Annotated in this window: 13 protein-coding genes; 7 read left to right on the forward strand and 6 right to left on the reverse strand. The window is 64.7% G+C overall.

Annotated elements, in window-relative coordinates; all coding sequences use genetic code 11:
* Positions 1-119: 119 nt before the first annotated feature.
* Positions 120-974, reverse strand: a complete 855-nt coding sequence (locus M653_RS0128945; protein WP_027146449.1) for an ATP/GTP-binding protein — start codon at positions 972-974, stop codon at positions 120-122.
* Positions 975-1,086: 112 nt separating this feature from the next.
* Here M653_RS0128945 and M653_RS0128950 point away from each other — a divergent pair, with 112 nt between their 5' ends.
* Complete coding sequence (locus M653_RS0128950; protein ID WP_027146450.1) at positions 1,087-1,887, forward strand: helix-turn-helix transcriptional regulator; 801 nt, start codon at positions 1,087-1,089, stop codon at positions 1,885-1,887.
* Positions 1,888-1,917: 30 nt separating this feature from the next.
* Here M653_RS0128950 and M653_RS0128955 read toward each other — a convergent pair whose 3' ends face one another.
* Complete coding sequence (locus M653_RS0128955) at positions 1,918-2,862, reverse strand: CHAD domain-containing protein (protein ID WP_027146451.1); 945 nt, start codon at positions 2,860-2,862, stop codon at positions 1,918-1,920.
* Positions 2,859-3,332, reverse strand: a complete 474-nt coding sequence (locus M653_RS0128960; protein WP_027146452.1) for a CYTH domain-containing protein — start codon at positions 3,330-3,332, stop codon at positions 2,859-2,861. The genes M653_RS0128955 and M653_RS0128960 overlap by 4 nt, the downstream gene beginning before the upstream one ends.
* A gap of 91 nt (positions 3,333-3,423) precedes the next feature.
* Here M653_RS0128960 and M653_RS0128965 point away from each other — a divergent pair, with 91 nt between their 5' ends.
* From M653_RS0128965 to M653_RS0128980, 4 genes are read left to right on the forward strand one after another with little or no spacing between them, the layout of a single operon-like run.
* Positions 3,424-4,107: a CerR family C-terminal domain-containing protein gene (locus M653_RS0128965; RefSeq protein ID WP_027146453.1), complete on the forward strand. Its 684-nt coding sequence runs from the start codon at positions 3,424-3,426 to the stop codon at positions 4,105-4,107.
* 13 nt (positions 4,108-4,120) lie between these two features.
* A complete protein-coding gene (locus M653_RS0128970; RefSeq protein ID WP_027146454.1) occupies positions 4,121-5,074 on the forward strand; it encodes an HlyD family efflux transporter periplasmic adaptor subunit in 954 nt (317 codons plus the stop codon).
* A complete protein-coding gene (locus M653_RS0128975; protein ID WP_027146455.1) occupies positions 5,071-5,991 on the forward strand; it encodes an ABC transporter ATP-binding protein in 921 nt (306 codons plus the stop codon). The genes M653_RS0128970 and M653_RS0128975 overlap by 4 nt, the downstream gene beginning before the upstream one ends.
* Complete coding sequence (locus M653_RS0128980) at positions 5,988-7,124, forward strand: ABC transporter permease (protein WP_027146456.1); 1,137 nt, start codon at positions 5,988-5,990, stop codon at positions 7,122-7,124. The genes M653_RS0128975 and M653_RS0128980 overlap by 4 nt, the downstream gene beginning before the upstream one ends.
* Here the strand turns inward: M653_RS0128980 and M653_RS01000000133870 are convergent.
* On the reverse strand, positions 7,121-7,594 hold the full coding sequence (locus M653_RS01000000133870) for a MarR family transcriptional regulator (RefSeq protein WP_140715704.1): 474 nt from the start codon (positions 7,592-7,594) through the stop codon (positions 7,121-7,123). The genes M653_RS0128980 and M653_RS01000000133870 overlap by 4 nt on opposite strands.
* Before the next feature lie 158 nt (positions 7,595-7,752).
* On the opposite strand from M653_RS01000000133870, the gene M653_RS0128990 reads away from it, so the two are divergent.
* Positions 7,753-8,247, forward strand: coding sequence for an isoprenylcysteine carboxylmethyltransferase family protein (locus M653_RS0128990; RefSeq protein WP_051442861.1), 495 nt, complete (start codon positions 7,753-7,755; stop codon positions 8,245-8,247).
* A gap of 126 nt (positions 8,248-8,373) precedes the next feature.
* Here the strand turns inward: M653_RS0128990 and M653_RS0128995 are convergent, their stop codons facing one another.
* On the reverse strand, positions 8,374-9,351 hold the full coding sequence (locus tag M653_RS0128995; protein ID WP_027146458.1) for a threonine/serine dehydratase: 978 nt from the start codon (positions 9,349-9,351) through the stop codon (positions 8,374-8,376).
* A 144-nt stretch (positions 9,352-9,495) separates the two neighbouring features.
* Positions 9,496-9,819 carry a hypothetical protein gene (locus M653_RS0129000; RefSeq protein WP_027146459.1) on the reverse strand — a complete coding sequence of 108 codons (324 nt, stop codon included), beginning with the start codon at positions 9,817-9,819 and terminating at the stop codon, positions 9,496-9,498.
* Positions 9,820-9,990: 171 nt separating this feature from the next.
* Between M653_RS0129000 and mbfA the strand changes: the two genes are divergently transcribed.
* Positions 9,991-10,974 (forward strand): iron exporter MbfA, encoded by a 984-nt coding sequence (gene mbfA / locus M653_RS0129005; RefSeq protein WP_027146460.1) that lies wholly within the window; start codon positions 9,991-9,993, stop codon positions 10,972-10,974.
* Positions 10,975-11,224 lie beyond the last annotated feature (250 nt).

The raw sequence follows: 11,224 nt of genomic DNA on the forward strand, positions 1-11,224 counted from the left end.
TGATCTCCCGGTCTTCCATGGCAAACCTCCTTGACCATCGCCGTGGATGGACCGTCCTACCACGGGCCATCCACGGCTGTCAGCGAAGGTCGCGCGGATCGGCCTCGGGACGCCGGCTCTCAGTCGAGCTTCAGCGCCGCCACTTCGCCCTCGTTCATCAGCGGCACATAGAGGATCGACTTGCCGTCGGTACCGATGTCGGCGCTGCCGGGCTTGAACTGCGCAACCGCTTCCGGCGTGCCGCCGGTCCTGTATCGGTAAAGCGTGCCGGTCATGTAGGCGGTGGCATAGATGGTGCCGCCAATGGCGATGACGCCATCGAGGTCGGCGAACCTTTGGGCGCCCGCCAGCGGCGTCACCGCCTTGCTGGCGAGGTCGACCGCCAGCAGCCCGCCCGGCTCGGCGGTGCCGAAGTCGGCCTTGATGCCCTTACCCCAGGAGGCCACGATCAGCCTGCCGCCATCGGCGAAGACGCCGTTGGGCGAAGCCAGCAACGCATCCCTCACGAACAGCTCCGGCCTGTCGCCATCGATGCGGTAGATCGTGTCGGCCAGCATGTCGGTGACATAGACCTTGCCGGACTGGTCCGATGTCATGTCGTTCAGGAAGACCGCGTTCGGTACGCCGATGCTGGCGATGAGCTTGCCGCTGGCGAGGTCGACGACACGGACCTTGGTGATGTCGGCGACATAGAGCTTGCCGCCCGATATCGCCATGCCCTTGGGCGCGTCCATGCCGTCGCTCCAGTGTTGCGTTACGATCTTGCCGTCGAGGGACAGCACGCTGAGATAACCATTGCAGTCGGCGTCGCCCGGATTGCCGACGATGTTGGAAACGATGATGCGGTTGTTGGCGGCGTCGAACAGCGCCGATTCCGGCTGTTCGAGGCCGCTTGCGCGCCAGAGCTCGCCGGCCTGGGCGGGAGCCGCGATGCCGATGGCGGCGATGAAGGCTGAGGTGATGATGCGTTTCATGTCCGGTCTCCTGTGATGACGACGAGACCTATGGTTTTCGATACTTTTCGGAAAGAGTGATTGGCGCTAGTGTCGAATATCGATACGAAACTGCTGGAATGAGGTGCATGCCATGAACGGCCCGATCTTCGAGGCGCTGAAACGGACACTGAAGGCGAAGGGGGTCACCTATCGCGAGCTTGGCGAGCGGATGGGCGTTTCCGAGCCGACGGTGAAGCGCATCTTCCACGAGAAGAACTGCAAGCTCGACCGGCTGGTGGAGATCTGCGCCGCCGCCGGCGTCGAGCTGGAAAACGTGCTCGGCTCGATGAACCGGGGGCCGGGGCCGGTCAACCACATCGCGCCGGAGATCGAGCGCAGGCTCGCCGGCCGGCCGGCGCTGCTCTTCGTCTTCGTCATGCTGTCGGAAAAGTTCACGCCGCAAGGCATCATGCGCTCGCAGGGACTGAGCGAGGCCTCGATGTTCCTTTATCTGCGCGACCTCGAGGAACTCGACCTGATCGCGCTCGGTCGTGGCCTGTCGGCGAAATTGCTGGTCGAAACGCCCATCCATTGGAATTTCGAGGGGCCGCTCAGGCCGCTGTTCGAGATGACCAACAAGAATTTCATCGGCTGGGCGATCACCCATCTCGAGCGGGAGGCGACCTTCGTCAGCTTCTCTAGGCGGATGCGGCCGGAGACGGCGGAGATGGTGCGGCGCGAGGCCGAGGAGCTGGCCGACCGCGCGAAACTGCTGGCCCATCACGACCAGCACACCACGCCCGAGGACGGACTGGTCGGCTACAAATGGACGTTTGCCTTTGGCGCCACGCCGTTCGAGGCGATCATGCCGATTGGCCCACACCCGCGCGACGCCGGCGCGCGGATGAAGGATCAGGCGTCCGAGGCAAAAAGACCGCCGCTACCCGCTTAGAGTAATGGCGATCGGCGAGGTTTTCCGCCGTCAACCGGCCGCGGCGGCCAGATCGTCGGCGGACGAGGCGCCGGCGAGATCGTCGCGGGCCTTGCGGGCAAGCCTCTTCGTCGAGCGCTTCGGGCTGTCGCCGAACAGTTCGGCCGCGTCGGCAAGGCACGCCTTCCTCAGGCTCTTTTCCGAGCGCTTGAGCAGCTTGCCGAGAAGTTTCGTGTCCTCGGGCGGCCCAAGCGGCTCGCTGTCCGCCTCGAGCAGCGCGCGCATGACGAAGACGTCATGCAGTTCGCCAAGCTGCTCGCCCAGTTCATCGACGGCCTTGCGCCGCGCCTTGATCGGGGTCGGCCACAGCCTGCCCAGCAGCGACAGGTGCATGCCATGCGTCTTGGCCGCCTTGCGCAGGTCATGGAAATCGTCGGCCTTGCCGTGCGTGCCGGCCTTGTCGAGCGCCTTCCTGGCACGGCGCAAGGTGGCGCGCGCGCCTTCGGCGAGCACGTCTGCGGCCTGTTCCGGCTGGTCGGGCAGGGCAAGGGTTTCGATGCGCTTCATGCCGTCTTCGCACGCGGCGGTCGCCGCGCCGATCGCCGCGTGCAGCCCGGCGCCTTCGTGCAAATCATGCTGGCGCGCGATCAGCCTGTCGCGCACGACATCAAGCCCGCCATCGGCGCTCTCCTTCGCGAAACGCGCCGCCAGCCGGTCGATGGTCTCGATCAGCGCCGTCGCCTCACGCGGGCCGGCCAGCAGCGCCGCCACGTTGCGGTAGCATTGATTCTCGGTCGTGCAGAATGTTTCGTCGCCGGAACGAACGAGGCGCAGCAAGGCACGCGTGCTCTTCAGCCGCTTGCGGCACTTGTGCAGTCCCTGTTCCGGCCGGGCGCGTGCCGCATCCAGATGCAGCAGGGCCTTGCCGATTTCCTCGGCAAGGATGCGTCTGACCTCGCCGGTCAGCGGCATGCGCGGGTCTATACGAAAGCTCATGCGGCGATCTCCGGTATCCCCCCGAGGGCGAGCGACGCGTTGTAGAACTTCTGATCGCCAGTGACTTCATGGCCGAGCCAGTCCGGCAGCATTTCATCCGGAACGTCTTCCGGAGTCTCGAGTTCGGCCACCACAAGTCCCGCCAGTGCACCGCCAAAGACATCGACTTCATAGAGATAGCCGCGATGCCTAACATGGTGACGTGTCTTCTCGATGACACGTCCGAGGGCGAAGTCCAGCATCTCCACCGCCTCCGCGAGCGGGATCGGATATTCGAATTCGTCGCGCTCGCGCGCGCTGCTGCCGAATTTGAGCGTCAGCTTGGCCGAGGCTCCGTCGCTGATGCGGATACGGACGGTTCGTCCGGGTGCCATGGCGAGGTAGAACTGGAGAATGCGGATATCCGCTTCCACCAGATCCCGCCATGCGGTGCTGGAGACCAGGAATTTACGCTCGACTTCCTTGCCCATGGCCGCGCACTAAAGCGTTTGCCGCGCGCGATGGCAAGACGGAGCCGCGCGGAAGTTGACTTTAATCAATCGATTGATTAAAGTCTTCGACATGATCAAATCGCCAGATGCCAAGACGCCCCGCCGCGAGACATCCCCGGCAGAGCTGACGCGCGCCGCGCTCGTCCGGGCGGCGCTGAGACTGTTCGGGCGGCAAGGCTTCGACGGCACCTCGACGCGCGAGATCGCGGCCGAGGCGGGGGCCAATATCGGCTCGATCGCCTATCATTTCGGCGGCAAGGAAGGTCTTCGCGCCGCTGCCGCCGACTTTATCGTCGAGACCATTCAGGCCGTCGCCGGTCAGGCGCTCAATGAAGAGGTCGCGACGGCTGGCGATCCGGAGGCGGCGCGCGCGCAGCTCTTCGCGGCCCTGGAACGGATGGTCGGCTTTGTCGTTGCCAGTCCGCAGGCCGGAGAGATCGTGCAGTTCGTGCTGCGCGAGTTGTCGTATCCGACGGCGGCGCTCGACCGCATCTATGAAGGCGTCTTCGATCCGGCGCATCGTCGTTTGTGTCTGCTCTGGGAGCAGGCCACGGGCGAGCCGGCCGAGAGCGAACGGACCCGGCTCACCGTGTTCACGTTGATCGGCCAGGTCATCTATTTCCGCATCGGCCGCGAGGCGGTGATGCGCCGCATGGGCTGGCCCGAAATCGGTGCCGCCGAGGCCGCCAAGGTGGTGGCGGTCACAGCGGACAACCTCGGCGCCATACTGGCCGCCCGAAAGAGGCAGGGATGAAGGGATCAAGACAATGAGCATTTTGTGTTCGCTGCCGCTCGCTGCCCAACTGTTCGCTGCCTGCGCCCCGGCGGCACCGCTCGCCGTCGGCTATGTCGAGGGCGATTATGTGCTCCTGGCGCCGATCGAGGTGGCGCAGGTCGAGACGGTGACCGTGAAGCGCGGCGATCGCGTCACGCCGGGAGCCACCGTGGTGACACTCGAAAATGCCGACGCCAAGATCGCAGTGGCGCAAGCGCAGGCGGCCCTTGCACAGGCGCAGGCGCAGTTTGCCGACCTCCAGGTCGGCAAACGGCCGGAAGAGATCGCCGTGCTGAAGGCCGAGGTCGACATGGCCAAGGCACAGGCCGCCGACGCCAAGCGAAAGAACGACCGCGCCTCCGATCTGTTCAAGCGCGGTACCGGCACCCAAGCGGACTATGACACCGCCTCGGCGACACTGGAAACCGCCAATGCCCAGGTTGGCCAGGCCGAGGCCAATCTCGCCGTCGGCGGCCTGCCGGCGCGGCCCGAGACGATCAAGGCCGCCGACAACCAGGTCAAGCAGGCGCAGGCGGAACTGGAACAGGCGCGATGGCGCCTGTCGAAGCGCACACTCGCCGCCCCTTCGCCCGGCCGCGTTAACGACGTCATCCGCAATCCCGGCGACACGGCGGGCCCGACCGCGCCTGTCATCTCGGTGCTTCCCGACGGCGCGGTGAAGCTCAGCGTCTATATTCCGGAAAGCGCGTTCTCCTCGGTCAAGGTCGGCAGCCTGCTCAGCGTCCGTTGCGAGGGCTGCGGCCCGGACGTGAAGGCGCGCGTCAGTTACGTTTCGCCCGATCCCGAATTCACCCCGCCGGTGATCTATTCGCTCGAGAACCGGCAGAAGCTGGTCTACCTCGTCGAGGCGCGGCCGGAGGGCGATGCGGGGCCGCTTCAGCCCGGCCAGATCGTCGATGTCGATCTCGCGGATATGGGAAAATGAACGCCATCGACGTTCACGGCCTGGTCAAGCGCTTCGGCGACAAGACCGTCGTCGACCATGTGACGATGTCGGTCGCCGAGGGCGAGATCGTCGGCTTCCTCGGCCCCAACGGCTCGGGCAAGACCACCACCATCCGCATCATGTGCGGCCTGCTGACGCCGGACGAGGGCGAAGGCACGGTGCTGGGCTTCAACATCCGCACCGATGCGCTCAGGATCAAGCGTGAAGTCGGCTACATGACGCAGAAATTCTCGTTCTACGAGGATCTGACGATCGGCGAGAACCTGGAATTCGTGGCGCGGCTCTACCGGCTGAAGCCGGTCGAGGAATATGTCTCGCGCACGCTGGAGGATCTCGGCCTGGCGACGCGCCGCAACCAGCTGGCCGGCACCTTGTCCGGCGGCTGGAAGCAGCGTCTGGCGCTGGCCGCCTGCATCATGCACAAGCCGAAACTGCTTCTGCTCGACGAGCCGACGGCCGGCGTCGACCCGAAGGCGCGGCGCGAGTTCTGGGACGAGATCCATCGCCTGGCCAGCGGCGGGCTCACCGTGCTGGTTTCCACTCACTACATGGACGAGGCCGAGCGCTGCCACCGCATCAGCTACATCTCCTACGGCAAGATGCTGGCCACCGGTACCGTCGCCGAGGTGGTGAAGAATGCGGGCCTGACCACTTTCGTGCTGCAGGGTCCGCGGCTCGACGAGGTGGCGCAAACGCTGCAAGGCCGTCCCGGCGTCGACCAGGTGGCGCCGTTCGGCGCCACGCTGCATGTCGTCGGTTCCGACCGCAAGAAGCTTGAGGCTGCCCTTGCCGATGTTGAGAGAGAGCACAAAGGGGTGACCATGAAACCCGGCGAAACCAGCCTGGAGGACGTCTTCATTCAGTTCATGTCGGGATCGAAGGACAATATGGCATGAACAACGTCTTTTCCTTCGCCAGGCTCGGCGCCCTGCTGATCAAGGAGTTCATCCAGATGCGGCGCGACCGCATCACCTTTGCCATGATGCTGGGCGTGCCGCTGATACAGCTCGTCCTGTTCGGCTACGCCATCAACAACGACCCGAAAAGCCTGCCGGCGGCGCTGGTGGCGACCAGCAGCGATCCCTACACCCGCGCCATGGTCTCGGCGCTGCAGACCACCGGCTACTACCGCTTCGACAATGTCGCGCAAAGCGCTGACGAGGCCGAGTTCCTGATGGCGCGCGGCGACGTCGCCTTCGTCGTCACCATCCCCGCCGATTTCGCCCGGCGCGTCGAGCGCGGCGACAAGCCGCAGATCCTGATCGAGGCCGACGCCACCGATCCGGCGGTGGCCAGCGGCGCGATATCGACGCTCGGCACCATCGCCGGCCAGGCGCTGCTGAGAGCGCAGGGCATGCAGGAAGCCGCCGCCGAGGCCGCGCGGGGACAGCTCGATGTCGTGGTCCACCGGCGCTACAATCCCGAAGGCATCTCGCAATACAACATCGTGCCCGGCCTGCTCGGCGTCATCCTGCAGATGACCATGGTGATGATGACCTCGATCGCGCTGACGCGCGAAACCGAGCGTGGCACGATGGAGAATCTCCTGGCGATGCCGTCGAGCCCGCTGGAGATCATGATGGGCAAGGTGCTGCCCTATCTGGCGGTCGGCGCGGTGCAGGTGGTGGTGGTGCTGGCGGCGTCGAAGCTTCTGTTCGCCATCCCCTTCACCGGCTCGATGACGCTGCTTTTGTCGGCGGTGCTGGTGTTCGTGCTGTCCCTGGTGCTGCTCGGCTACACGATCTCGACGATCGCGCGGACGCAGATGCAGGCGCTTCAGCTCACCTTCTTCTTCTTCCTGCCCTCGATCATGCTGTCGGGCTTCATGTTTCCCTATCGCGGCATGCCGGGCTGGGCGCAGACCTTCGGCGAGATTTTTCCGCTGACGCATTTCCTGCGCATCACCCGCGCGGTGATGTTGAAGGGCGCCCAGCTGCCGGCGGTGGCGACCGAGATCGGCTGGCTGGCGGCGTTCGTGGCGCTGTTCGCCGGCGTGGCGCTGGTACGGTTCAGGCGCACGCTGGATTAAAGTTTCGAGCGCCCTCTCACATCATCGCTCAGCCGCCGCACGATCTCGGTCGTCCTGCGAATGTCCGGTTCGCTGAGCGCGACGCCCATGGTGGTTGCGATCGAAAGGAGCTGGGTGTTGAGTTCGCGGTAGCGCGCGTCGCCTATGGGCGTCAGCTGCACGAGCTTGGAGCGCCGGTGCTTCGGATTGTGGACGAATTTGACGAGCCCCTCGGCCGCAAGCTCATCCGCCAGCCGCTGCATCCGCTGGCGGCTGGTGGGCCGCATCTGAGCGATCTGCGGCACGGTCAGCGGACCAAGCAGCGCGAGACTTCGCATGAAGCCGAACGCACCGCCGCCCCAGCTGGTGATGAGCCCCGTCTTCTGACCCAGGGCCCGTATTCTGAAGAAGCACTGGGCCACTTCGAGCATCAGCTCGGCGATTGCCTCGCCCTTGCTGTCGACGATTGGTCCGATCCCGTCCTTCGGCATGCCTCGGTCCTGTGTCGTGCCGCTGCCATGCGCATCCATTCCGCTGACCTCGCCTGTTTCCTGATTGACACGCCGATTGTCAAGTATAGAATGACACCTTAGTTGTCATTTTGGAGGCGACCTCCCCTGCGTAGCCTCCAGGATCTGCAGGAGCAGCCATGGGCATGGACACAGATGGGCAACAAGTGGCCGCGACAGCAGGCGTCGCTGGGCGACCGATCCTTTTCTTTCCTGCCGCTGTTCTGGTCGGTCTCACCCTGGATCGGGTGCTGCCTTTGCCGTTCCCGGTGCCGGGGATCGACCTGGTCCACCGGATCATCGGCGGGTCGCTGATCCTGATAGGTTTGGCGCTTTTTACCGCGGGGGTCCGCCGCTTCTCCAGCGCTGCGACGCCTTTGCCCACGAACCAGCCCGCCCGCGTGCTCGTGACGACAGGCATTTACCGCTGGACCCGCAATCCCATCTATCTTGGGTTTTTTCTCATGTACGGCGGCATCGGCGTCGCGACACAAAGCTCGTGGGTTCTGATCCTAACACTGCCGCTTGTGTTCATGGTCCGCTATGGCGTCGTCGCGCGCGAGGAGGCTTACCTGGAAAGGCGGTTCGGCGACATCTATCGGGGCTACAAGGCCCGCGTGCGCCGCTGGCTGTGACAGTTGGACAAGAGCGCCGGCCTGCAGCGCCGGCGCCATTTGCGGCAGCAAACTAATTTGGCTTTGACCCTGGAGTGCCGCGCGTCCAATTGGCCAGCGCATGATCCCGCAGATCAATTGCAACCTTTATGCGGCCCCCATGATTTCCGCATAGGTGCCGAAATCGACATTGCCGCCGGACAGCACCACGGCCACGCATTTGGCGGACAGCTCGATCTCCCCCGATGACAGCGCCGCCAGTGCGACGCAGCCGCCGGGCTCGACCACCAGCTTCAGATGGGCCATGGCGTCGCGCATCGCCTGCGCGGTCGCCTGGTCGGAAACCGCGATTGCGCCTGTGAGGTTGCGGCGGTTGATCTCGAAGGTGATGACGCCCGGCCCGGCGGTCAGGATGGCGTCGCAGATCGAACTGTGGCCCGGCTCGTTCGAAACCCTGGCGCCCGCCGCCAGCGAGCGGCGGGTGTCGTCGAAATGCTCGGGCTCGACCGCCCAGATCGCGGTGCCGGGCGAGGCATCCTTGACCGCGACGGAAATGCCGCTGGTCAGGCCGCCGCCGCCACAGGGGATGACGACCGCGTCGAGCGATACACCGAGCGCCCGCGTCTGCTTCACCAGCTCCAGTCCGATCGTGCCCTGGCCGGCGATGATGGCCGGGTCGTCGAAGGGCGGCACCAACGCCATGCCCCTGTCTAGGTAAGGGCGAACCACCGTCATGCGGTCGTCCTTGAAACGGTCGAAGGGCACCACCTCGGCGCCCATCTTGCGGACATTGGCGATCTTCATGTCAGGCGCATCCGCTGGCATGGCGATGACCGCCTTGACACCGAACATGGCGGCCGAAGCCGCGACGCCTTGCGCATGGTTGCCAGAGGAGAAAGCGACGACGCCACGGCTGCGTTCCGCCTCGCTCAGCGAGGACAGCTTGTTGTAGGCGCCGCGGAACTTGAACGAGCCGGTGCGCTGCAGCGTCTCCGGCTTGAACAGGATGCGGCCGCCGAAGCGCCTGTTCAGCTCCTGCGATTCGATCAGCGGTGTCTCGACGATCAGCCCGGAGAGGCGCGCGGCGGCGGCGTGGATGTCGGCGATGCCGGGAGGGGCGGTCATGGCGGGTCCTGTGGTGATGCGATCCGGCCATGGTGCACGGAAAGGCTCGCGCGATGCCAACGAAAAGATGTGACCGGGACAAAATTTGCGATTGTGATCAAGATACAAATGTAGCCCGCGTTGCGGCCGCCAGCGTATCGCAATTCACCCCAGCAACGTTCGCTGCCTTTTTGTCCCGCCCAGCTTGCGCCAGCTGTTGAACCGATGCGTGGCGGCGGCAAACGAGATCTTCATCTGCTGGGCCACCGAATAGCGCGACTTGCCTTCGTCGAACATGCGGTAGCAGCACTCGACGCCTTCCTCGGTCAGCTTGCCGTCCGGCGCCTTGTTGTGCGGATTGGCGGGGTCGAATTTCTCGACCTGCTGTTCGACAAGGCCTTTCAGGCGCTGCAGGTCGGCCTCGATGCTGGCGATGAGATCGAGGACCGGTTTCGGGTCATAGGCGTGCGGAGGCGTCTTTGCCGTCATCAGCTCGTTCCTTTTTATGGCTTGGTGCCACATATAGGTGAACATTCGGCAATAATGAAGGACGATGCCAAAGCCGGGCTTCAACTATTGTTGACCGCGGCCAAGCCCGCGATTGACCACCGACGCCGTAGACCCTAGTTTAGAACAATTCTAAACTAGGGTGATTTCCTCATGCTTTCCCGTGTTTTCGGCTTCGGCCGCCGCTCCTTCGAATCGCTCTCCGAACAAGAGATCCTGGCGCTGGCCATTTCATCGGAAGAAGATGATGGCCGCATCTACCGCGCCTACGCGGATGGACTGGCCGAGACTTTCCCGCAATCGGCCAAACTGTTCGAGGCGATGGCCAAGGAGGAGGACGGCCATCGCAACTCGTTGATCGAGCTCCATCGCAAGCGTTTCGGCGAGCGCATTCCGCTGATCCGCCGTGAACATGTGAAAGGCTATTATGAGCGCAAGCCCGACTGGCTGGTGCGGCCGCTCGGCATCGAGGCCGTGCGTACCCAGGCCGAGGCGATGGAGCGGCAGGCCTACCTGTTCTATGTCGAGGCGGCCAAGCGCACCACCGATGCCTCGACCCGCAAACTGCTCAACGACCTGGCCGCGGCCGAACAGGGCCATGAAAGCTCGGCGCATGCGCTGGAGCAGAAACATGTCCCGGGCGAAGTCAGGGTCGAGGAGGCGACCGCCGAGCAGCGCCAGTTCATTCTCACCTATGTGCAGCCGGGCCTGGCCGGGCTGATGGACGGATCGGTATCGACGCTGGCGCCGATCTTCGCCGCCGCCTTTGCCACGCATGACACGTGGCAGACGCTTCTGGTCGGTCTCGCCGCCTCGATCGGCGCCGGCATCTCGATGGGGTTCACCGAAGTGGCCTCCGACGACGGCAAACTGTCGGGCAGGGGCTCGCCGATCAAGCGCGGCCTGACCGTCGGCGTCATGACGACGCTGGGCGGCCTCGGCCACGCGCTGCCCTACCTCATCCCGCATTTCTGGACGGCGACCGGCGTTGCCGCCGTGGTGGTGTTCTTCGAATTGTGGGCGATCGCCTTCGTCCAGAACCGCTACATGCAGACCCCGTTCCTGCGCGCCGCCTTCCAGGTGGTTCTCGGCGGTGCCCTGGTGTTCGCGGCGGGTGTGCTGATCGGGAATGCGTAGAACGCTGCCCTTGCCTCCCTTCCCCCCTTGTGGGGGAAGGTGGATCGGCGCGTAGCGCCGAGACGGATGAGGGGTGTTCCAGCGGAGTGAGACGCTTGTGAAGTTCTCGCTATGCGTCCGTGCTGGACGAAATTTACGAGCCAAGCTGGAACACCCCTTGTATCTGCACGGAGGAAACTTTGTGCGAGAAGAGCGACTGAGCCTCGAACCGGATGGCCATCCGATTCGAGGCTTGGCGAAGTCGCCCGAC

Source organism: Mesorhizobium sp. WSM3626, from assembly GCF_000513935.1.
GTDB classification, from domain to species: Bacteria; Pseudomonadota; Alphaproteobacteria; order Rhizobiales; family Rhizobiaceae; genus Mesorhizobium; species Mesorhizobium salmacidum.

Bases quoted from the DNA above. Each gene is read 5' to 3' on its own strand.
- M653_RS0128975 (WP_027146455.1), top strand. From the start codon at position 5,071: ATGAACGCCATCGACGTTCACGGCCTGGTCAAGCGCTTCGGCGACAAG.
- M653_RS0128965 (WP_027146453.1), top strand. From the start codon at position 3,424: ATGATCAAATCGCCAGATGCCAAGACGCCCCGCCGCGAGACATCCCCG.
- M653_RS0129000 (WP_027146459.1), bottom strand. From the start codon at position 9,819: ATGACGGCAAAGACGCCTCCGCACGCCTATGACCCGAAACCGGTCCTC.
- M653_RS0128955 (WP_027146451.1), bottom strand. From the start codon at position 2,862: ATGAGCTTTCGTATAGACCCGCGCATGCCGCTGACCGGCGAGGTCAGA.
- M653_RS0128995 (WP_027146458.1), bottom strand. From the start codon at position 9,351: ATGACCGCCCCTCCCGGCATCGCCGACATCCACGCCGCCGCCGCGCGC.
- M653_RS0128950 (WP_027146450.1), top strand. From the start codon at position 1,087: ATGAACGGCCCGATCTTCGAGGCGCTGAAACGGACACTGAAGGCGAAG.
- M653_RS0128980 (WP_027146456.1), top strand. From the start codon at position 5,988: ATGAACAACGTCTTTTCCTTCGCCAGGCTCGGCGCCCTGCTGATCAAG.
- M653_RS01000000133870 (WP_140715704.1), bottom strand. From the start codon at position 7,594: ATGCCGAAGGACGGGATCGGACCAATCGTCGACAGCAAGGGCGAGGCA.
- M653_RS0128970 (WP_027146454.1), top strand. From the start codon at position 4,121: ATGAGCATTTTGTGTTCGCTGCCGCTCGCTGCCCAACTGTTCGCTGCC.
- M653_RS0128945 (WP_027146449.1), bottom strand. From the start codon at position 974: ATGAAACGCATCATCACCTCAGCCTTCATCGCCGCCATCGGCATCGCG.
- M653_RS0128960 (WP_027146452.1), bottom strand. From the start codon at position 3,332: ATGGGCAAGGAAGTCGAGCGTAAATTCCTGGTCTCCAGCACCGCATGG.
- M653_RS0128990 (WP_051442861.1), top strand. From the start codon at position 7,753: ATGGGCATGGACACAGATGGGCAACAAGTGGCCGCGACAGCAGGCGTC.
- mbfA (WP_027146460.1), top strand. From the start codon at position 9,991: ATGCTTTCCCGTGTTTTCGGCTTCGGCCGCCGCTCCTTCGAATCGCTC.